Origin of the sequence: Streptomyces cyaneofuscatus (assembly GCF_000718135.1) — a bacterium.
In the GTDB taxonomy this organism is placed as follows: Bacteria; Actinomycetota; Actinomycetes; order Streptomycetales; family Streptomycetaceae; genus Streptomyces; species Streptomyces cyaneofuscatus.
In genome coordinates, this window is record NZ_JOEM01000010.1 from 180389 (window position 1) to 201387 (window position 20999).

Sequence of the window (20999 nt, forward strand, 5' to 3'; positions counted from 1 at the left end):
CTGCGTCAGATCCGTACGCCCCACATGAACGGCATCCCGCTGCGGGCCATCGACTCGTAGCGCACCTGGGCCCCCGGCTTCGGTGAGTGGAGGATCTGGCCGTTCCCGGCGTAGAAGCCGACATGGCTCAGGTCCGTGCGCATGATGACGAGGTCGCCGGGCTTGAGCGCGCCCAGGGAGTTGATCCGCGTCCCGGCGTTGGCCTGCGCCTGGGAGGTGCGCGGCAGGTTCACCCCCGCCTGGCGGAACGCCCAGGAGGTCAGACCGGAGCAGTCGAACGACCCCGGACCGGTGGCGCCCCACACGTACGGCATGCCGACCCTGGTCTTGGCCGCCGCGAAGGCCGCGGCGGTGATGCCCGAGGCACTGGCCTCGTTGCCGAGCTCGACCCGCGCGCTGGAGCGGTTGGCGCGCTCCTCCTTGGCGGCGATCGCGGCCCGCTCCTTGGCCGTCAGCGTGTTGAGGAGCCGCTGCGCCTCGGCCAGCTTGCCCTGGATCTCCTTCTTCCGGTCGCCCAGCTCCTTCCGGGTGTCCTGGAGGTCGGCGAGCTTGGCACCGGCCTGGGTGCGCTGCTGCTGGAGGGCGCGCTGCTCGGAGAGGAAGCGGTGGAGCGCCTGCGACTGCCGTGCGCCCAGCCGGTCCAGGACCGCCGCCTCGTCCAGATAGGCGTCCGGGTCGGAGGAGAGCAGCAGCCGCACCGACGGGTCGATCCCGCCGCTGCGGTACTGGGCGGCGGCCGCCGAACCCAGCCCGCGGCGCAGCTCGTTGAGGTCTTCCTGCTTGCGGGCCACGGCCTCCTGGAGGTTGTCCGCCTCCTTGCGGAGCTTCTCCGCGTTCTCCTTCGCCCCGTTGTACTTCTCCGTGGCCTGGGTCGCCTCCTCGTGGAGGCGGTCTATCTGCGCCTGCACGCCCTTCTTGTTCGGATCGGGCAGCGGGTCGGCGGACGCCGGAGAGGCGGAGAGCGCCACGCTCACCGCGGCGGTCGCCGTGAGCACGGACGCGTAGCCGTTGCTGGGCTGCTTGGGACGACGGTGGGACGCCACTGAGGCGGGCTCCTTCTTCCTCGTCCGCCGGCGGGACGGCCGGGCGGAGGCTGGGCCACGCATACTAATCAACTTAGTGGCTGGGTTCCAAGCGCCTCCCGGTCGGCCTGAGTTCCCCCGCCCGCATGCGAGGATGCTGCGGTGACCACACCGTCCTCCCCGCCCTTGGCCGACGACCCGCCCCTCGACCAGGGGCTGGGGCAACGCGCCGCAGCGGTTCTCGTGTTCGGATCCTCGGCCGCGGTCCTGGTCGTCGAGATCGTCGCCCTGCGGCTGCTGGCCCCCTACCTCGGCCTCACCCTCGAAACCAGCACCCTGGTGATCGGCATCGCCCTCACCGCCATCGCGCTGGGCTCCTGGCTGGGCGGGCGCGTCGCCGACCAGGTCGATCCGCACCGGCTCATCGGCCCCGCGCTCGGCGTGGCGGGCGTCGTCGTCGCGCTCACCCCGCTCCTCCTGCGCACCACCGCGGAGTGGGCGGCTCCGGCGCTCCTGCTGGTCGCGGCGGGGACCCTCCTCGTCCCCGGCGCGCTGCTCTCCGCGGTGACCCCGCTCGTGACGAAGCTGCGGCTCACCAGCCTCGCCGAGACCGGGACGGTCGTGGGACGGCTCTCCGGCGTCGGCACCTTCGGCGCCATCGTCGGGACCGTCCTCACCGGCTTCGTCCTCATCTCTCGGCTGCCGGTCAGCTCCATCCTGATCGGCCTGGGCGCCCTGCTGGTGATCGGCTCCGTGCTGGTCGGCTGGCGGGCGCGCCGCTGGCGCCGGGCCTCGGCCGTGGCGCTGGCCGCCGTCGTCGCGGGCTCCCTGGCCACCGCGTTCGCCCCGGGCGGCTGTGACGCGGAGACCCGCTACCACTGCGCCCGGATCGTCGCGGACCCCGAGCGGGCCACCGGCCGCACCCTGGTCCTGGACGGCCTGCGCCACTCGTACGTGGACGTCGAGGACCCGACGCACCTCCGGTTCGGTTACGTACGCGCCTTCGCGTCCGTCGTCGACACCGCGTTCCCCGCAGGCGACCCCCTCGCCGCCCACCACATCGGAGGCGGCGGCCTCACCTTCCCCCGCTACCTCGCCGCCGCACGCCCCGGAACCCGCAGCCTCGTCTCCGAGATCGACGGCGGCGTCGTCCGCATCGACCGCGAACAGCTCAACCTGGGGGCCTCCAGCGGCATCGACGTCCGTGTGGAGGACGCCCGGCTCGGCCTGAAGCGGCTGGAGACCGACAGCCGGGACCTCGTCGTCGGCGACGCGTTCGGGGGTGTCAGTGTGCCGTGGCACCTCACGACCACGGAGGCGCTGCGGGACGTCCACCGCGCCCTCAAGAAGGACGGGCTGTACGCGGCCAACGTCATCGACCACGGCCGCCTCGCCTTCGCCCGCGCCCAGGTCGCCACGCTCGCCGAGGTCTTCGAGCACGTCGCCGTCATCGGCGCCCCCGTGGACATCGGCCTCGACCCGACCGGGACCCCGCTGGGCGGCAACATGGTGCTGCTCGCCTCCGACCGGCCGTTCGACGCGCCCGCGATCCAGGAGGCCCTGGACACGCGGGAGACCGACTGGAGGATCGCCACCGGGGACACGGTCACCGCCTGGACCGGCGACGCCACCGTCCTCACCGACGACCACGCACCCGTCGACCAGCTCCTCCAGCCGCACCCCGTCCGAACGGCCCGGTGAACCCTTTAAGGGCCCTCACCCGTGCCATGACCGCCACAGCGCCGCGTACGCGCCGTCCGCCGCCACCAGCTCGTCGTGGCTGCCCAGTTCACTGATCCGGCCGTCCTCCACCACCGCGATGACGTCCGCGTCGTGCGCGGTGTGCAGGCGGTGTGCGATCGCCACGACCGTACGGCCCTCCAGCACCCGGGCCAGTGAACGCTCCAGGTGGCGGGCGGCCCGCGGGTCCAGCAGAGAGGTCGCCTCGTCCAGCACCAGCGTGTGCGGGTCGGCCAGCACGAGGCGGGCCAGCGCGATCTGCTGCGCCTGTGCCGGGGTCAGCGCGAACCCGCCCGAACCGACCTCCGTGTCCAGCCCCTTGTCCAGGCCCTTCGCCCAGCCGTCCGCGTCGACCGCGGCCAGCGAGGCCCACAGCTCGGCATCCTGCGCACCCTCTCGGGCCAGCAGCAGGTTGTCCCGCAGCGAGCCGACGAAGACGTGGTGCTCCTGGTTGACCAGGGCGACATGCTCCCGGACCCGCTCCGCCGTCATCCGCGACAGCTCGGCCCCGCCGAGGGTCACCTCTCCGGTGCGCGGAGCGTAGATCCCGGCCAGCAGCCGCCCCAGCGTCGACTTGCCCGCACCCGAGGGCCCGACCAGGGCGAGCCGCGTCCCCGGAGCCACGTCCAGCGACACCTGGTGCAGGACGTCGACGCCCTCCCGGTACCCGAACCGCACCTCGTCCGCCCGTACGTCCCGGCCGTCCGGCCCGACCTCCGCGTCACCGGCGTCCGGCTCGATCTCCCGTACGCCGACCAGCCGCGCCAACGACACCTGGGCCACCTGGAGTTCGTCGTACCAGCGCAGGATGAGGCCGATCGGGTCGACCATCATCTGGGCCAGCAGTGCGCCCGTGGTCAGCTGCCCGACCGTCAGCCAGCCCTCCAGCACGAACCAGCCGCCGAGCAGCAGGACCGCGCCGAGGATGGTCACGTACGTCGCGTTGATGACGGGGAAGAGGACCGAGCGCAGGAACAGCGTGTACCGCTCCCACGCCGTCCACTCGGTGATCCGCCGGTCCGACAGCGCGACCCGGCGGGCGCCGAGGCGGTGCGCCTCCACGGTTCGCCCGGCGTCCACGGTCTCGGCGAGCATGGCGGCGACGGCCGCGTAACCGGCGGCCTCCGAGCGGTACGCCGAGGGCGCGCGCCGGAAGTACCAGCGGCAGCCGATGATCAGCACCGGCAGCGCGATCACCACGGCCAGCGCCAGCGGGGGAGCGGTCACGGTGAGCGCGCCGAGCAGCAGCCCGGCCCAGACGACGCCGATCGCCAGCTGCGGCACGGCCTCGCGCATCGCGTTGGCCAGCCGGTCGATGTCCGTGGTGATCCGGGAGAGCAGATCGCCCGTCCCGGCGCGCTCCAGGACCCCGGGCGGCAGCCCCACGGACCGTACGAGGAAGTCCTCGCGCAGATCGGCGAGCATCTCCTCGCCCAGCATCGCTCCGCGCAGCCGCATGGACCGGGTGAACACCGTCTGGATCACCAGCGCGACGGCGAAGATGGCCGCCGTGCGCTCCAGATGGAGGTCGGCGACCCCGTTCGAGAGGTCCTCGACCAGCCCGCCGAGCAGATACGGTCCGGCGATCGACGCGATGACCGCCACCGCGTTGGCGCCGATCAGGAGGGCGAAGGCCTTGCGGTGACGCCGCAGCAGATCCCGTACGTAGCTCCGTACGGTCGTGGGGGTGCCCACGGGCAGGGTGGTGGCCGACTCCGGGGCGGCCGGGTCGTACGCCGGGGGTGCGACGCCGATCATGCCCTCTCCTCGATTTCCTGGGTGCTGTTGTCCATGGCGGGGACGGTGACGTCGTCCGGCAAGCCGTTCGCCGCCGTTTCCTCGTCGGTCTCGCGGGTGACGACCGCCCGGTAGCGCGGTTCGGAGCGCAGCAGGTCGCGGTGGGTGCCCGCGGCGACCACGCTGCCCTCGTGGACCAGGACGACCCGGTCGGCGACGTCCAGCAGCAGCGGGGAGGAGGCGAACGCGACCGTCGTACGGCCCCGGCGCAGCCCCGCGACCCCGGCGGCGACGCGCGCCTCGGTGTGCGAGTCGACGGCGGAGGTCGGCTCGTCCAGAACCAGCGCCTCCGGGTCCGTGATCAGCGACCGGGCCAGTGCGAGCCGCTGGCGCTGACCGCCGGAGAGCGACCTGCCCCGCTCGGTGATCCGGGTCCGCATCGGGTCCCCGTCGTTGTCGGGCGAGGCCTGGGCCAGGGCGGCGAGCACGTCCCCGCACTGCGCGGCCTCCAGCGCCTCCTCGGCGGTGACCAGGCCCGAGGACGGTACGTCCAGCAGCTCCTGGAGCGTGCCGGAGAGCAGCACCGGGTCCTTGTCCTGGACCAGGACGGCGGTCCGGGCGGTGTCCAGCGGAAGCTCGTCCAGCGCGACGGCGCCGAGCAGGACCGATGGCTCCCTCTTCGCCGCCTCGGTGTCGTCTTCCCCGGTCTGCGCATGGCCGCCCAGCCGTTCGGCCAGCCGTCCCGCCTCGTCCGGGTCGCCGCAGACGACCGCGGTGAACTGACCCCGGTGGGCCATCAGCCCGGTGGCGGGGTCGTACAGGTCGCCCGACGGAACGCCCGCCTCCGTGGCCGTCCGGTCGCTGCGGCGCAGCGACAGCACCCGTACGGCGCGCTGTGCGGACGGCCGCGAGAAGGAGTAGGCCATGGCGATCTCTTCGAAGTGACGCAAGGGGAAAAGCATCAGGGTGGCCGCGCTGTAGACCGTGACCAGTTGGCCCACGTCGATGCGGCCCTCCCGCGCCAGCGTCGCCCCGTACCAGACCAGGGAGATCAGCAGGATGCCCGGCAGGAGCACCTGCACCGCCGAGATCAGCGCCCACATCCTGGCACTGCGCACGGCCGCCTTGCGGACCTCCTGGGAGGCGCGGCGGTAGCGGCCGAGGAACAGCTCCTCGCCGCCGATGCCGCGCAGCACCCGCAGTCCGGCCACGGTGTCCGAAGCGAGCTCGGTCGCCTTGCCCGCCTTCTCGCGCTGCTCGTCGGCGCGCCGGGTGGCGCGGGGGAGCAGCGGCAGCACGGCCAGGGCCAGCACCGGCATGGCGACGGCCACCAGGACGCCGAGGGTCGGGAGGTAGATGACCAGCCCCACGCAGACCACGACGAGCGCGATGGCGGCGGCCAGGAAGCGCGAGAGCGCCTCGACGAACCAGCCGATCTTCTCCACGTCACCGGTGGAGACGGCGACGACCTCACCGGCGGCGACCCGTCGGGTCAGGGCTGCGCCCAGCTCGGCGGTCTTGCGCGCCAGGAGCTGCTGCACCCGGGCGGCGGCGGTGATCCAGTTGGTGACGGCGGTCCGGTGGAGCATGGTGTCGCCCACCGCGATCAGGACGCCCAGGGCCACGATCAGACCGCCGGCCAGCGCCAGGCGTGCGCCGGAGCGTTCGATGACGGCCTGGACGGCGACGCCGACGGTGACCGGGAGCCCGGCGATGCTCAGCTGGTGGAGCAGGCCCCAGCCGAGTGACTTGAGCTGTCCGCCGAGCTGGTTGCGCCCGAGCCAGTACAGGAAGCGGGGGCCCGACCGTACATCGGGGTCGCCGGGATCCGAATACGGAAGATCGCGAATCTGCATGACGTCCCAGGGCTCGGTATGCGCGAGGCCCGTGCGGGCCTCGGAGTTACGGGGTGACCAAACCGTGCAAGGTTCGCTTCCCGCCCCCCTCCGAGGCAACCGGTTTTCTCCGCGGCGGCGGCCGCCCCCGGGGTCCCGTGCCGAGCCGCACGGGACCCCGCCGCCGTCACGCGGCCGGCTTCTCCGAGTCCATCCCGGACCTGGCCTTCTTCCACGCCCCCCGGGTGAAGTCCGGTATGGGGAGCGGGGCGCCCTTGGCCTTGATCGAGAGGTGGCTCAGCGGCACGGGGGCCGTCCAGACGGCCGCGTCGTACACGTCGAAGTCCGGGACCAGTCCGAGCCGCATGCACTGCATCAGCCGGAAGATCATGATGTAGTCCATCCCGCCATGGCCGCCCGGCGGATTGGCGTGTTCCTTCCAGAGCCAGTGGTCCCACTCGGCGTACTTCTTGAAGTCGTCCCACTGGTGGTTGGTGTTCGCGGGCTCCAGGTAGATCCGCTCCGGGTAGTCCTCGAAGACGCCCCGGGTACCGCCCAGGCTGTTGATACGGGAGTACGGGTGCGGGCTCGACACATCGTGCTCCAGCCGGATCACCCGGCCCTTGGCCGTCTGGATCAGGCTGATCGTCCGGTCGGCGCCGATGTACGACTCCTTCCAGCTTGGGTCGCCCGCCGGCATGTGCTCCTTGCGGTACGCGGCGAGGCCGAGGGCGGGCGTGCCGATGCTGGTGATGGAGACGGCACGGTCACCCCGGTTGACGTCCATGTAGTTGGCGACCGGACCGAACCCGTGGTTGGGGTAGAGGTCGCCGCGCAGCTTGGTGTGCCAGAGCCGCCGCCAGGGGCCCTCGTAGTAGTCGGGGTCGAACATCAGCTCCCGCAGGTCGTGGTTGTACGCCCCCGCGCCGTGCAGCAGGTCCCCGAAGAGGCCCGCGTGCGCCATCCGGAGGACCCGCATCTCGTTCTTGCCGTAACAACAGTTCTCCAGCTGCATGCAGTGGCGCCGGGTGCGCTCGGAGAGGTCGACGAGCTGCCAGAGCTCCTCCAGCCGCATCGCGATCGGGCACTCCACGCCGACGTGCTTCCCGTTGAGCATCGCCGCCTTCGCCATTGGGAAGTGCAGTTCCCAGGGCGTGGCCACATAGACGAAGTCGATGTCCCCGCGCCGGCAGAGGTTGACGTAGTCGTCCTCGCCCTTGGCGTAGACCGCGGGGGCGGGCTGCCCGGCGGCGGTCACCTTGGCGGCGGCCTTCTCCGTCTTCTCCCGGACCGGGTCGCAGACCGCCACGACCCGGACGCCGGGGACGGCGAGGAAGAGGTCGATCATGCTGTCGCCCCGGTTGCCGAGGCCCACGATGCCGACCCGGACGGTCGAGCGCCGGTCGAAGGGGACGTCGGCCATGGTGCGGCCCTGGCGGGCGGGGACGGCTGTCGCGGCCTCCACGGCTTCCGCCGCTCCCGCTGCTTCCGGCGTCACGGCTCCGGCGGCCGACGCGGTGCCTCCCGTGAGGGCGCTCAGGCCGAGTCCGGCGCCGGCCACGCCCGCCGTGGTCCACAGGACCGAACGGCGGCTGGGATCCTGCCGGTCCGGCCGGCCGGTGTCGTCGCCGGAGTGGTGCGGGGGGAGGTCCTGCGGTGCCTGTCCGGGCCGGGCGTCGTCGTTCATCGAGCCTCCAGGTGGGGTGTGGGGGTTCTGGACGTGCGCGAGCGGGGCCCGGGTCCCGTACGGGTGTGAACGGACCCCGGGACCGGGCCTCGGTAGGACCCTGGACGGTGATGCTGATGGTGCGCAAGAGAGCCAATTGGACTCTTGTCCTCAAACCATGGACTTTTCTTCCTGGCATGCGAAGGCCCCAACTGGTTCAACCAGTTGAGGCCTCTGACCTGGGCTCGGACGGGTCCTGCGGAGGCTCAGCGGCCCGGCGGCCGGGTGGCGCGCTCCAGCTCGATCAGGGCCGAGCGGTAGGGGTGTCCGGTGGCCCGCTCCATACCGATCTCACACATGCGGTTGGCCGACAGATAGGCGTCATACGTACGGGAGTTGACCTCGGCCGCCTCCTTCTCCGTGGCCGTATCGGTCAACTCCTTGTGCAGCATGCCCCGGTCGCCCGCGAACGCGCAGCATCCGGCGTCGTCCGGCACGGTCACCTCGTCGGCGAAGGCCTCGGCCAGCACCCGCAACTGCTCGGTGTCGCCCAAATGTTCCATGGAGCACGTCGGATGGACGACGGCCGATCCGGTCCTCGCGGAAACCGTCAGCTCCGGCAGCAGCTCGTCGGCCGCCCACACCAGCGAGTCCACGACGGTGAGTTCGCGGTGCAGGGCCCGGTTGTCCTCGGTGAGGTAGGGCACGACCTCCTCGGCGATGCCGAGCGTGCAGGACGACGCGTCGACGACCAGCGGCAGGGCCCCGCCCGCCGTCCAGCCCCAGGCCGCCTCGACGATGCGGTTCGCCATGATCCTGTTGCCCGCGTCGTACCCCTTGGAGTGCCAGATCGTCGCGCAGCACGTCCCCGCCACGTCCTCGGGGATCCACACCGGCTTCCCGGCCCGTTCGGAGACGGCCACCACGGCCTCGGCCAGAGAGGTGCCGGCCGGGCTCTCCGGTCCTGCGAAGATGCGGTTGACGCAGGCCGGGTAGTACACCGCGCTCGCCCCCACCCGTGCGGTACGGGGCAGCTCCCGGGCGGCGGCCCCGGGGAGCTGAGGCAGCCACTCCGGTACGAGATCGGGGCGTACGGCCCTGCGGGCGAGCCGTGTCACCGACTCCAGCAGCCGGTCCCCGCCCCGCTCCCCGATGGCGTTGCCCGCCGCCACGGCGAGCCGCGCCGAGGCCTCCACCACCCGGAAGTTCTTCACGGTGAGCGCGGCGATCCGCTCCTCGCGCGGGGTGTGCCGCAGGTGCCGGAACCCCTTCATCATCGCCCCGGTGTCGATGCCGACCGGGCAGGCGAGCTTGCAGGTGGAGTCCCCGGCGCAGGTGTCCACCGCGTCGTACCCGTAGGCGTCGAGGAGTCCGGCCTCCACCGGGGAGCCGTCCGTCTGGCGCATCATCTCGCGGCGCAGCACGATGCGCTGGCGCGGAGTGGTCGTCAGATCCTCGCTGGGGCAGGTGGGTTCGCAGAAGCCGCACTCGATGCACGGGTCGGCGACCGCCTCCACCTTCGGAATGGTCTTCAGCCCGCGCAGATGGGCCCGCGGATCCCGGTCGAGGACGATGCGCGGAGCGAGCACCCCCTCGGGGTCGATGACCTGCTTCGTCCGCCACATCAGCTCGGTCGCCCGAGGACCCCACTCGCGCTCCAGGAAGGGCGCGATGTTGCGGCCGGTGGCGTGTTCGGCCTTGAGGGACCCGTCGAAACGGTCCACGACCAGCGCGCAGAACTCCTGCATGAACGCGTCGTACCGCTCGACGTCATCGGGGCGCGCCGCGTCGAAGGCGAGCAGGAAGTGCAGGTTGCCGTGGGCCGCGTGACCGGCCACGGCCGCGTCGAAGCCATGGCGGGACTGGAGCTCAAGCAGCGCCTCGCAGGCATCGGCCAGCCGGTCCGGCGGGACGGCGAAGTCCTCGGTGATCAGCGTCGTACCCGAGGGGCGGGAGCCGCCGACCGCCGTCACGAACGCCTTGCGGGCCTTCCAGTACCCGGCGATCGTCCCCGCGTCCCGGGTGAACGTGTTGGTGACGGAAGCGGCCGGAACCACCAGGTCCAGTCCCCGCATCACCTCGGCGGCGGCCTCCTCGAACGCCTCCTGACCGGCCTCGTCCGGGGCGCGGAACTCGACCAGCAGCGCGGCCGTCTCCCGGGGCAGCGCCGCCCAGTCCGCCGGAACGCCCTGCACACTCACCGAGGCCCGCAGGGTGTTGCCGTCCATCAGCTCCACCGCGATGGCCCCGGCCTCGTTGAACCGGGGGACGGCGGCAGCGGCGGCGGTGAGGGAGGGGAAGAAGAGCAGGGCGCTGGTGATGCGCCGGTCCAGCGGCAGGGTGTCGAAGACGGTCTCGGAGATGAAGCCGAACGTCCCCTCGGAGCCGACCATGAGACCGCGCAGGATCTGCACCGGGGTCGAGCCGTCGAGGAAGGCGTCGAGGCGGTAGCCGTTGGTGTTCTTGATCGCGTACTTGGTACGGATGCGGGCCGTCAGCTCCTCGTCCGCCTCGATCTCCGCCTTGAGCTCCAGCAGCCCGGCGCACAGCTGCGGCTCCGCGTGGGCCAGCGCCTCGTCGGCGGCGGGGTCGGCGGTGTCGACGACGGTGCCGCTCGGCAGGACGAAGGTGAGGGAGGTGAGCGTGCGGTAGGAGTTGCGGGTGGTGCCCGCCGTCATGCCCGAGGCGTTGTTGGCGACGACCCCGCCGACGGTGCAGGCGATGGCGCTCGCAGGGTCGGGGCCCAGCAGCCTGCCGTACCGGGCGAGCGTGGCGTTGGCCCGCAGGACGGTGGTGCCGGGCCGGATGCGGGCCCGCGCCCCGTCGTCCAGCACCTCGACCCCCGTCCAGTGACGGCGTACGTCGACGAGGATGTCCTCGCCCTGCGCCTGGCCGTTGAGGCTGGTGCCCGCCGCCCGGAAGACGACCTCGCGGCCCTTGCCGTGGGCGTACGACAGGATCGCGGAGACGTCGTCGAGATCCTCGGGGACCAGCACGACCCGGGGGAGGAAGCGGTACGGGCTGGCGTCGGAGGCGTACCGCACGAGGTCGGAGATCTTCCAGAGCACCTTGTCCGCGCCGAGCAGGGCGGTCAGCTCGGAGCGCAGGGGCTCCGGGGTCCCGGCCGCGCTCCCGTCGGTGACCCGGTCGGGGGCGGGTGTGCGTGCCGTACCGGGGCGGAGGGCTTCCGGGTCGGGCTCCAGCAGCGGCATGTCGGCGTCCTCTCAGCAGCGGCGCTCCGGCATCCCGTCGACCAGAGCGGAGAGCAGCTCACCCAGCACCTCGCGCTGGCCGGCGGTCAGTGGAGCCAGGATCTCCTCCGCGGCCGCCCGGCGCGCGTTGCGCAGGGAGCGCAGCGTGGCGCGCCCCTCGTCGGTGATCTCGATGCGGACCACCCGGCGGCTGTCCGGGTCCGGGGCGCGGCGGACCCGCCCGCTCGCCTCCAGGGCGTCGACCAGCGTCGTCACGGCGCGCGGGACGACATCCAGGCGTTGGGCGAGATCGGCCATCCGGGGGGCCGCGTCGTAACTCGCGACGGTCCGCAGCAGCCGGAACTGGGCCGGGGTGATGCCGATCGGCTCCAGCTGACGGCTCTGGATGCGGTGCAGCCGGCGGGTCAGCCGCAGCAGTTGCTCGGCGAGCACGCCGTCGGAGTCGCGGTCATGATCCCGGTCCCGGTGATGGTCGGGGGAGCGCTGGGCGGCGGCTGCCGCATCCGTGGCATCGGCGTCGGAGGAATCTGAGGCGTCCATACGGGAACAATATCAGGACCCCGTTCATTGTGAGTATAGGTAACAATGAGCTAAGCTCTGAACGCCGGACACGTCCGGCCGTTCCTCACGCCCCACGAAGGAGCCCATGAAACCCGACGCACTCACGTGGACGCCCCCTCCCGATGCCCGCGCCGCCTCCGGCCGGCCGCCCGGCGAGGTGCGCCGCATCCTCCGCCTCTTCCATCCCTACCGCGGCCGGCTCGCCGTGGTCGGCCTGCTGGTCGGCGCCTCCTCCCTGGTGTCGGTCGCCTCCCCGTTCCTGCTGCGCGAGATCCTGGACACCGCGATCCCCCAGGGACGTACCGGACTGCTGACCCTGCTCGCCCTCGGCATGATCCTCACCGCCGTGATGAACAGCGTCTTCGGCGTTCTGCAGACCTTGATCTCGACGACCGTCGGCCAGCGCGTCATGCACGACCTGCGCACCGCCGTGTACACCCAGCTCCAGCGGATGCCGCTCGCCTTCTTCACCCGGACCCGCACGGGCGAGGTCCAGTCCCGCATCGCCAACGACATCGGCGGCATGCAGGCGACGGTCACCTCCACCGCCACCTCGCTCGTCTCCAACCTCACGGCCGTCATCGCCACCGTCGTCGCCATGCTCGCGCTCGACTGGCGCCTCACCGTCGTCTCGCTGCTCCTGCTGCCGGTGTTCGTCGCGATCAGCCGCCGCGTCGGCCGGGAGCGGAAGAGGATCACCACCCAGCGCCAGAAGCAGATGGCCGCCATGGCCGCCACGGTGACCGAGTCCCTCTCGGTCAGCGGCATCCTCCTCGGCCGCACGATGGGCCGCTCCGACTCCCTCACCCAGGGGTTCACCGAGGAGTCCGAGCGCCTGGTCGACCTGGAAGTGCGCTCCAGCATGGCGGGCCGCTGGCGGATGTCCGTCATCGGCATCGTGATGGCCGCCATGCCCGCCGTCATCTACTGGGTGGCCGGCCTCATCATCCAGCCCGGGGGCACCGCCGTCTCCATCGGCACACTCGTCGCCTTTGTCACCCTCCAGCAGGGCCTCTTCCGCCCGGCGGTCAGCCTGCTCTCCACCGGCGTGCAGATGCAGACCTCCCTCGCCCTCTTCCAGCGGATCTTCGAGTACCTCGACCTCACGGTGGACATCACCGAGCCGGAGAAGCCCGTCCGGCTGGAGAAGATCCGCGGCGAGATCGCCTTCGAGAACGTCGACTTCAGCTACGACGCCGACGGTGCCCCCACGCTGAGCGCCATCGACGTGACCGTCCCCGCGGGCACCAGCCTGGCGGTCGTCGGCTCCACCGGCTCCGGCAAGTCCACGCTCAGCTATCTCGTGCCCCGGCTCTACGACGTCACCGGCGGCCGGGTCACGCTCGACGGGACCGACGTCCGCGACCTGGACTTCGACACCCTGGCCCGGGCGGTCGGCGTGGTCTCCCAGGAGACCTACCTCTTCCATGCCTCCGTCGCCGACAACCTGCGCTTCGCCAAGCCGGAGGCCACCGACGAGGAGATCGAGGCCGCGGCCCGCGCCGCGCAGATCCACGATCACATCGCCTCCCTGCCCGACGGGTACGACACCCTCGTCGGCGAGCGCGGCTACCGCTTCTCGGGCGGCGAGAAGCAGCGCCTGGCCATCGCCCGCACCATCCTCCGCGACCCGCCGGTGCTGATCCTCGACGAGGCGACCAGCGCCCTCGACACCCGTACGGAACACGCCGTGCAGGAAGCGATCGACGCACTCTCCGCCGGCCGCACCACCCTCACCATCGCGCACCGCCTCTCCACCGTCCGCGACGCGGACCAGATCGTCGTCCTGGACGGCGGCCGCATAGCCGAGCGCGGTACGCACGAGGAGCTGCTCGACCGGGACGGCCGGTACGCCGCCCTGATCCGCCGCGACTCCCACCCGGTCCCGGTCCCGGCCCCGGCCCCGGTCCCGGCTCCCTGACCGCGCACCGCGTGCGGCCGGGACCCCGGCACCGCCCGCACACGGCCCGTACGGCATGATCGCCGCGCATGAGAGCTCTCCTCGGGGTCGAACTCCCCGGCTACCGGCCCGTCGACACCGACGCCTGGCTGAACGACCACGGCGATGTGCTGTCGCTGCACTTCTTCGACCTGGTGCCGGATCTGCCGGCCGCCCTGGACGACGGCCCGGCCCTGCGCCACGGTCTGACGCACTTCACGGCGCGAGCGGGCGGCGGCCTCATCGAGGCGTCGGTGAAGCGGCTCGGCGAGCTGCCCGCCCTGCGCCAGATACTCAAACTGCCGCTCCCCGGGCAGCCCAGCGGCCAGGCGTTCATCGGCAGCTTCACCGTGCCGCGCGCCACGTGCAGCACCGTGGTGAAGATCCAGGCGGCCGAGCGCGGCATGACCGGCATGCGGGAGGCCGTGGTGATGGCCAAGCTCGGCCCCGAGAGCTACTTCCGGCCGCATCCGTACGCCCCCGAGGTCCAGGGCGGGCTGCCCTTCCACGCGGCGGACCACGCCCAGTGGGACGCGGAGTTCCCGGACCACCCGCTCACCCGGGTCCGCCGGACGCTCGACGTGCTCGCGGAGGCGGTGACGGTCGACCCCGCCTTCACGGCACTGCCGCCCTTCGCCGGACCGGGCGCGGCCCGGGCCTGACGCCGTACGCGGGCGGTACGGCGCTCCCGCTCCGTACACGCGGCGGCGCCGCCGCTCCCGTGGGACGGGGAGCGACGGCGCCGGGCGGAGCGATGGTCAGACGAGCCAACCCACGAAGTGGACGATGCCGGCCAGCAGGTTGGTCAGGAAGTTCATCTGGTCTTTCTCCTTGTGCGTGATGCATGTGTGGGACGTGCGCGGTAGCGGTCTGCAGCCCGTTGACTGCGCTCTGCAATCATCACGTCCGGCGGAGGAGATCAGCAACGAATCCCCATACGATCACGCGTTCCAGCGAACACCCGATCCCTTGTTCGTGTGTTCTGGTCGTGCGGTACGGCGTTCGTGTCGCCGGAGCCGACGCCGCCGCCGGGCTACCGGCCCGGGGGAGCGGACCGGGTTAACGTGCCCGCATGGTGAACGAGTCCCCGGACGCCCGTCCCCGTCGCAGACTCCGCCCGACCCGCCGCGGAAAGATCGTCCTGGTCGTCGCCGCGCTGCTCGTCGTGTCGGCCGCCGTACTGATCCCGCTCTCCTTGTTCGGATCGGACGAGCAGAAGGAGAAGAAGGAGCGCCCGCAGAGCACGCTGGTGATCCCGGAGGGCTGGCGCGCCTCGCAGGTGTACACCGCCGTCGACCGGGCGCTCGGCCTGAAGTCCGGCACCACGCAGAAGACCGCGGGGACGGTCGATCTGGAGCTGCCGGACCAGGCCGAGGGCAACCCCGAGGGGTACCTCTTCCCGGCCACCTATCCGATCGACTCGGCGACCAAGCCCGCCGGCCTGCTGCGCTACATGGCGGACACCGCCCGCAAACGGTTCGGGGCGGACCACATCACCGCCGGGGCGCAGCGCAACAACGTCACGGTCTACGAGACCGCCACGATCGCCAGCATCGTCCAGGCCGAGGCGGACACCGCCTCCGACATGGGCAAGGTCGCCCGGGTCGTCTACAACCGGCTGCTCAAGGACATGCCGTTGCAGATGGACTCCACCATCAACTACGCCCTCAAGCGCTCCACCCTGGACACCACGACCACCGACACCCAGCTGGACAGCCCGTACAACAGCTACGTACGCAAGGGCCTGCCGCCGACGCCCATCGGCAACCCGGGGGAGGAGGCGCTGCGCGCGGCGATCAGCCCGACGCCCGGTCCCTGGCTGTACTTCGTCACGGTCGCGCCCGGGGACACCCGGTTCACCGACAGCTACGACGAACAGCAAAAAAATGTCGAGGAGTTCAACAGCAACCGCCGCGCGGCAACGGGCTGACCGGAGCAGCCGTCACAGTGCCGCTGCCGCCTCTCGCGTACGGTCCGGGCCACCGGTCTCCTCCAGCAGCCTCAGCACCGAGCGTACGGCGGTGCGTCCCGCCCGGTTGGCGCCGATGGTGCTGGCGGACGGCCCGTACCCGACGAGATGGACGCGGCGGTCCCGTACCGCACGGGTGTTCTCCGCCCGGATGCCGCCGCCCGGCTCGCGCAGCTTCAGCGGCGCCAGGTGGTCCACCGCGGGCCGGAAGCCGGTCGCCCAGAGGATCACGTCCGCCTCGACGCTCCGGCCGTCGTCCCAGGCCACCCCGGTCGGGGTGATCCGGTCGAACATCGGCAGCCGGTCCAGCACCCCCTGCTCCCGGGCGCGCCGCACCGCGTCGGTGACGGGCAGCCCGGTCACGGACACCACGCTCTGCGGCGGCAGCCCGTTGCGGACCCGCTCCTCCACCATCGCCACCGCCGCCCGCCCCCACTCCTCGGTGAACGGCTCGTCGCGGAAGACCGGCTCCCGCCGGGTCACCCAGAAGGTCTCGGCGGCGTACGGGGCGATCTCCATCAGGTGCTGCGTACCGGAGGCGCCGCCCCCGACCACGACGACGCGCCGCCCCGCGAACTCCTCGGGCCCCGGGTAGTTCGCCGTGTGCAACTGCCGCCCCCGGAACGTCTCCTGCCCGGGGTAGCGCGGCCAGAAGGGCCGGTCCCAGGTGCCGGTCGCGTTGATCAGCGCGCGAGGGGCGTACGTACCCTCGGACGTCTCCACGAGCAGCCGCCCGCCACTTCCCTCACGTACGGCACTCACCTCGACGGGCCGGTGGACCCGCAGCTCGAAGCGCTCCTCGTACGCCGAGAAGTACGCGCCGATCACCTCGGACGAGGGCCGGTCGGGGTCGGCGCCGGTCAGCTCCATGCCCGGCAGCGCGTGCATCCCGTGGACCTTGCCGTACGTGAGCGAGGGCCAGCGGAACTGCCAGGCGCCGCCCGGCCGGGGTGCGTGGTCCAGGACCACGAAATCGCGGTCCGGCTCCAGACCGACGCGGCGCAGGTGGTGGGCGGCGGAGAGCCCCGCCTGCCCGGCGCCGATCACGACCACGTCCAGCTCGCGCACCCCAGTAATGTTCACGTTTCTACTAACTCGTGGGGCGCCCGGGATCTTCCCGGGCGCCCCACAGGGTTCAGCGCCCTCCGGCGATCAGCAGCGGCGCCGCACCGTGCACCGGAGCCCCACCCGGGGTCTCGGCTCCCGGCCTGCCCAGCCGCACAGACGCGGGAACGGTCGACAGCAGCCCGCGCCGGGCCAGCTCGGGCGTCACGCCCTCGCCGAACCAGTACGCCTCCTCCAGATGCGGATAGCCCGAGAGCACGAAATGCTCCACACCCAGCGCGTGGTACTCCTCGATCCGGTCGGCGACCTCCGCGTGGCTGCCCACCAGCGCGGTCCCGGCCCCGCCGCGCACCAGGCCGACCCCAGCCCACAGGTTCGGCGCGATCTCCAGCTTGTCCCGCGAACCGCCGTGCAGCGCCAGCATCCGCTGCTGCCCGACCGACTCGCTCTTCCCGAGCGCCTGCTGCGCCGCCGCGATCGTGTCCGCGTCCAGATCGTCCAGCAGCCGGTCGGCCGTCGCCCACGCCTCGCGCGACGAGTCACGCGAAATGGTGTGCAGCCGGATCCCGAACCGGACCGTACGCCCCTGCTCCTCGGCCAGCCCGCGAATCCAGTCGATCTTCTCCTTCACCTGGGCCGGCGGCTCACCCCAGGTCAGATAGACATCGGCATGGGCGGCGGCCACCGGCCCGGCCGCCGCCGAGGACCCGCCGAAGAAGATCTCCGGCAGCGGGTCCGGCGGCAGCGCGGTCAACCCGCCCTCCACCTGGTAGTGCTCGCCGTCGAAGTCGTACGGCTGCCCGCTCCAGGCACCCCGTACCACCGACAGGAACTCCGCCGTCCGCGCGTAACGCCGGTCGTGGTCCAAGTGGTCCCCGAACCGCCGCTGTTCGGTCGAGTCGCCACCGGTCACCACGTTGAGCAGCAGCCGCCCCCGGGTGATCCGCTGGTAGGTCGCGGCCATCTGGGCGGCGAGCACGGGCGAGATGACCCCCGGCCGGAAGGCGACCAGGAACTTCAGCCGCTCGGTGTGCTGCGCGAGCGCCACCGTGGTCAGCCAGGCGTCCTCGCACCACGTACCGGTCGGCGTCAACACCGCCTCGAAGCCGAGCTGTTCGGCCGCCTTGGCGATCTGTGCCAGATACTCGATGTCCGGCGCGCGGACCCCGCTCACCGGGGTGATCCGGTCGCGCCTGATCCCGCCGTCGGTGTACGCGTGCCGGTCCACGAGCGTCCGGCCGTCACCTCCGGTGGGCAGGAACCAGTGCAGATGTACGTTCACGAGGAGGCCTTTCCGTACGAGCGGGGTGCGGTGGAGGAGGCGGGGAGGTTCCGGTTGAAGCGGGTGTCGACGTAGTCCTTGAAGTCGAACCGCCGCGGAATCAGCCTGAGTTCGGCGAAGGTGTCGGCGATCTCCTGCTCGGAGGCGATGGCGGCGTCGTCGATCGCCACGGGCACGCGGGTGCCGTAGGTGAGCTTCACGGCGTCCAGCGCCACCTCGTAGGGCAGCCCGGTCTCCTTCGCCCACACCTTCGCCCACTCCTCCGGGTGCTCGAAGACCCAGTTCTGCGCCCGCTCCAGCCGGACCAGCAGGTCACCGAGCGCCTTCGACTTCCGCTTGTCCTTGAGCGAGGCGGGCGAAGCCACCTGGAAACCGAGGCCGTTGACCACGCCCTCGCCGGTCGTCAGCACCCGGGCGTTCCCGGCCCGCAGGATCTGCGAGGTGTACGGGTCCCAGATCGCCCAGGCGTCGACCTTCCCCCGGCTGAACGCGGCCAACGCGTCAGCGGGCTGGAGGTAGTTGAGCTTCACGTCCTTGATGGAGAGGCCCGCCTTCTTGAGCGAGGCGACCAGCTGGAAGTGGGCCGAACTGCCCTGCGCCACGGCGACGGACTTCCCCTTGAGCTGCTCGGGCTTCCTGAGCGGCGAGTCCTTCGGGACGACGATGGCCTCACCGGCCGACGATCCGTGGCTGGCACCCACGACGACGATGTTCGAGTCGGACCCGGCGGCGAAGACGGGCGGGGTGTTGCCCACCCCGCCGATGTCCACGGCCCCGGCGCTCACGGCCTCCAGCAGCGGTGGACCGGAGGTGAAGGTGGACCATTTGATGCGGTAGTCGAGATCGTCGAGCTCTCCGGAGGCCCTCAGGATGGCTTCGTAACCACCCTTCTGGTCACCGACGTTGAGCGTCACGCTGCCCTTGCCGTCGGTGCTGCCTCCCCCCGACCCCGTGGACGAAGCGCCGCCACCGCAGGCGGCGAGGAGAAGGGCGAGGGGAAGGAGCAGGGCGGGCAGGGCGCGGCGTTTCATGGTGGTTCTCCGTGTTGCTCGGGAAAGGGAAGGGGAGGGGGAGGAGGTGCGTGGTGGTCCGGGAGGTCATACGCCGGAGTGCGCGGCGGCGGCCACTTCCTGCTGCTGGTGGTCGGCCCCGGCGTCCGCGGCACCGCCGTCCTCGACGCCGAGCTCGCTCAGCAGCCGCGAACGCAGGCCCGCGAAACCGGGGGCGCCGACACCGCGCGGGCGGTCCAGCCCGACGGCGGTGTCGTACGCGATGCCGCCCTCCCGCATCACCAGCACCCGGTCGGCCAGCAGCAGGGCCTCGTCCACGTCATGGGTGACCAGCAGGACCGCGCAGCCACGCCGCTGCCAGAGCTCCGCCACGAGCTGCTGCGCCTTGATCCGGGTCAGGGCGTCCAGCGCGCCGAACGGCTCGTCGAGCAGGAGCAGATCGGGCTCCCGCACCAACGCGCGCGCCAGGGCAGCACGTTGGGCCTCGCCGCCGGACAGCGTCTTGGGCCAGGCACCGACCCGGTCGGTCAGCCCGACCTCCGCCAACACCTTCTCGGCCAGGGCTCGTTCGGGCTTGCCCGGCAGCCCCAGCAGCACATTGCGCCAGACCCTCTTCCAGGGCATGAGGCGCGGCGCCTGAAAGGCCACGGCACGGCGCCGGGGCACCAGAACCGTCCCCGCTATCTCGCGGTCGAGCCCGGCCAGCACCCGCAGCAGGGTCGACTTGCCGCATCCGCTGCGCCCCAGCAGCGCGGTGAACTCCCCTGCTTTCAGAGTGAGATCGAGACCGTTGATGACGGCACGCCCGTCGAAGGACCGGGTGAGCCCTTCGACCCGTACGGCGGCTTCGGGCTCCCCGGCGGGGGAGGGGGCCGGGGCGGTCACTGGCCGGTGAAGGTCGGTCGCCATTGCAGCAGCAGCCTTTCGAGGGTCCGGACGATGACGTCGGCGGTGAGGCCGAGGAAGGCGTAGACGACGAGGCAGACGACGATCACGTCGGTCCGGAAGAACTCCCGGGCCTGGTTCATCAGGAACCCGATCCCGGCATCGGCGTTGATGGACTCGCCGAAGACGAGCGCGAGCCAGGCGGTGGCCAGCGAGTACCGCAGCCCGGTCATGGCCCCGGGCAACGCCCCCGGCAACACCACATGGCGCACGAGCCCCCACCGGTTGAGCCCCAACGACTCACCGGCCTCGATGAGTTGGGCGTCCACGCCGCGGATCCCCGCATACACGTTCAGGTACAGATGAAAGGCGACCCCGAGCGCGATGAGCGCCACTTTCGGCGCCTCGCCGATCCCGAGCCAGATGATGAACAGCGGGATCAGCCCCACCCAGGGCACGGTGCGCAGCATCTGTACGGTCGCGTCGACGAGGTCCTCGCCGAGCCGCGAGAGCCCCGAGACCAGTGCGAGCACCGTCCCGATCACCCCGCCGAGCACGAGCCCCACCGCCACCCGCTGGAGCGACACGCCCATGGCGGCCGGCAGGGTCCCGTCGGCGATCAGATCGCCGCCCGCCCGGGCGATGGTCCCCGGTGAGGCGAGCACGTCCGGGTGCAGGACCCCCGTAGCGCTGAAGACCTGCCAGAGCGCGAGCAGCAGCAACGGCCCCACGGTGCGCCGCAGCCACCGGGGCACGGACCGCAACCGCGCCCGGCGCACGGACGCCGGGACGATCGGCTCCAGATCGGGTGACGTACGACTGCCGGAGGCCGGGGTCTTCTCCAGGCCGGCGGCCGGATCGGGCGGTGCGTGGCTGATGGTCATAGGGGCTCCACGGGAGGTCGTACGGAGGGGGGATCGGGAACGGGGACACGCTGAGGCGCCCCCGGGCCAGGACACAGCGGCTGACCCGAACACGTCAGGAAGGCCGCAAGGCCGGAGGATCAGAGGTGGCGGGCCCGGCCGGCGGCAGATCGAAGCGACCCACACGGGTACGTCGAGGGAGAGGCGCAACCG

The 20999-nt window shown here is 71.9% G+C and carries 15 protein-coding genes; 4 read left to right on the plus strand and 11 right to left on the minus strand.

Annotated elements, in window-relative coordinates; all coding sequences use genetic code 11:
* Positions 1-5: 5 nt before the first annotated feature.
* The gene (locus IF17_RS0119105) at positions 6-1043 is read right to left on the minus strand and encodes a C40 family peptidase (RefSeq protein WP_030567518.1); all 1038 of its coding nucleotides are present in this window, start codon (positions 1041-1043) and stop codon (positions 6-8) included.
* Between the two features lie 141 nt (positions 1044-1184).
* Here IF17_RS0119105 and IF17_RS0119110 point away from each other — a divergent pair, with 141 nt between their 5' ends.
* Complete coding sequence (locus IF17_RS0119110; protein ID WP_030567519.1) at positions 1185-2723, plus strand: fused MFS/spermidine synthase; 1539 nt, start codon at positions 1185-1187, stop codon at positions 2721-2723.
* Positions 2724-2738: 15 nt separating this feature from the next.
* Here IF17_RS0119110 and IF17_RS0119115 read toward each other — a convergent pair whose 3' ends face one another.
* From IF17_RS0119115 to IF17_RS01000000136560, 5 genes are all read right to left on the minus strand, one after another.
* Complete coding sequence (locus IF17_RS0119115) at positions 2739-4520, minus strand: ABC transporter ATP-binding protein (RefSeq protein ID WP_030567521.1); 1782 nt, start codon at positions 4518-4520, stop codon at positions 2739-2741.
* Positions 4517-6355: an ABC transporter transmembrane domain-containing protein gene (locus IF17_RS0119120; protein ID WP_030567522.1), complete on the minus strand. Its 1839-nt coding sequence runs from the start codon at positions 6353-6355 to the stop codon at positions 4517-4519. Before IF17_RS0119120 ends, IF17_RS0119115 begins: the two co-directional genes overlap by 4 nt.
* A 166-nt stretch (positions 6356-6521) precedes the next feature.
* Entirely contained in the window at positions 6522-8021 is a 1500-nt protein-coding gene (locus IF17_RS0119125) for a Gfo/Idh/MocA family protein (RefSeq protein ID WP_030567524.1), read from the minus strand.
* Positions 8022-8266: 245 nt separating this feature from the next.
* The gene (locus tag IF17_RS0119130) at positions 8267-11212 is read right to left on the minus strand and encodes an FAD-binding and (Fe-S)-binding domain-containing protein (protein WP_030567526.1); all 2946 of its coding nucleotides are present in this window, start codon (positions 11210-11212) and stop codon (positions 8267-8269) included.
* Between the two features lie 12 nt (positions 11213-11224).
* A complete protein-coding gene (locus IF17_RS01000000136560) occupies positions 11225-11752 on the minus strand; it encodes a MarR family winged helix-turn-helix transcriptional regulator (protein WP_030567528.1) in 528 nt (175 codons plus the stop codon).
* 106 nt (positions 11753-11858) lie between these two features.
* On the opposite strand from IF17_RS01000000136560, the gene IF17_RS0119140 reads away from it, so the two are divergent.
* The 3 genes from IF17_RS0119140 to mltG all read left to right on the plus strand — a co-directional run bounded on the left by IF17_RS0119140 (position 11859) and on the right by mltG (position 15642).
* Positions 11859-13694: an ABC transporter ATP-binding protein gene (locus IF17_RS0119140; RefSeq protein WP_030567530.1), complete on the plus strand. Its 1836-nt coding sequence runs from the start codon at positions 11859-11861 to the stop codon at positions 13692-13694.
* A 68-nt stretch (positions 13695-13762) separates the two neighbouring features.
* Complete coding sequence (locus tag IF17_RS0119145; protein WP_030567532.1) at positions 13763-14374, plus strand: hypothetical protein; 612 nt, start codon at positions 13763-13765, stop codon at positions 14372-14374.
* Between the two features lie 410 nt (positions 14375-14784).
* The gene (gene mltG, locus IF17_RS0119150; protein ID WP_030567533.1) at positions 14785-15642 is read left to right on the plus strand and encodes an endolytic transglycosylase MltG; all 858 of its coding nucleotides are present in this window, start codon (positions 14785-14787) and stop codon (positions 15640-15642) included.
* 12 nt (positions 15643-15654) lie between these two features.
* Here mltG and IF17_RS0119155 read toward each other — a convergent pair whose 3' ends face one another.
* The 5 genes from IF17_RS0119155 to IF17_RS0119175 form a co-directional block, all read right to left on the minus strand.
* The gene (locus IF17_RS0119155) at positions 15655-16749 is read right to left on the minus strand and encodes an NAD(P)-binding domain-containing protein (RefSeq protein ID WP_030567535.1); all 1095 of its coding nucleotides are present in this window, start codon (positions 16747-16749) and stop codon (positions 15655-15657) included.
* 67 nt (positions 16750-16816) lie between these two features.
* Positions 16817-18028: an LLM class flavin-dependent oxidoreductase gene (locus IF17_RS0119160; RefSeq protein WP_030567537.1), complete on the minus strand. Its 1212-nt coding sequence runs from the start codon at positions 18026-18028 to the stop codon at positions 16817-16819.
* A complete protein-coding gene (locus IF17_RS0119165) occupies positions 18025-19059 on the minus strand; it encodes an ABC transporter substrate-binding protein (RefSeq protein ID WP_030567539.1) in 1035 nt (344 codons plus the stop codon). The genes IF17_RS0119160 and IF17_RS0119165 overlap by 4 nt, the downstream gene beginning before the upstream one ends.
* A 66-nt stretch (positions 19060-19125) precedes the next feature.
* Entirely contained in the window at positions 19126-19947 is an 822-nt protein-coding gene (locus tag IF17_RS0119170) for an ABC transporter ATP-binding protein (RefSeq protein ID WP_051884065.1), read from the minus strand.
* A complete protein-coding gene (locus IF17_RS0119175) occupies positions 19920-20807 on the minus strand; it encodes an ABC transporter permease (protein WP_030567543.1) in 888 nt (295 codons plus the stop codon). The genes IF17_RS0119170 and IF17_RS0119175 overlap by 28 nt, the downstream gene beginning before the upstream one ends.
* Positions 20808-20999: the final 192 nt, after the last annotated feature.

Excerpts from the sequence above, each read along its gene's own strand:
- IF17_RS0119115 (WP_030567521.1), bottom strand. The coding sequence starts at position 4,520 with ATGATCGGCGTCGCACCCCCGGCGTACGACCCGGCCGCCCCGGAGTCG.
- IF17_RS0119120 (WP_030567522.1), bottom strand. The coding sequence starts at position 6,355 with ATGCAGATTCGCGATCTTCCGTATTCGGATCCCGGCGACCCCGATGTA.
- IF17_RS0119125 (WP_030567524.1), bottom strand. The coding sequence starts at position 8,021 with ATGAACGACGACGCCCGGCCCGGACAGGCACCGCAGGACCTCCCCCCG.
- IF17_RS0119130 (WP_030567526.1), bottom strand. The coding sequence starts at position 11,212 with ATGCCGCTGCTGGAGCCCGACCCGGAAGCCCTCCGCCCCGGTACGGCA.
- IF17_RS01000000136560 (WP_030567528.1), bottom strand. The coding sequence starts at position 11,752 with ATGGACGCCTCAGATTCCTCCGACGCCGATGCCACGGATGCGGCAGCC.
- IF17_RS0119140 (WP_030567530.1), top strand. The coding sequence starts at position 11,859 with ATGAAACCCGACGCACTCACGTGGACGCCCCCTCCCGATGCCCGCGCC.
- IF17_RS0119145 (WP_030567532.1), top strand. The coding sequence starts at position 13,763 with ATGAGAGCTCTCCTCGGGGTCGAACTCCCCGGCTACCGGCCCGTCGAC.
- mltG (WP_030567533.1), top strand. The coding sequence starts at position 14,785 with ATGGTGAACGAGTCCCCGGACGCCCGTCCCCGTCGCAGACTCCGCCCG.
- IF17_RS0119165 (WP_030567539.1), bottom strand. The coding sequence starts at position 19,059 with ATGAAACGCCGCGCCCTGCCCGCCCTGCTCCTTCCCCTCGCCCTTCTC.
- IF17_RS0119170 (WP_051884065.1), bottom strand. The coding sequence starts at position 19,947 with ATGGCGACCGACCTTCACCGGCCAGTGACCGCCCCGGCCCCCTCCCCC.
- IF17_RS0119175 (WP_030567543.1), bottom strand. The coding sequence starts at position 20,807 with ATGACCATCAGCCACGCACCGCCCGATCCGGCCGCCGGCCTGGAGAAG.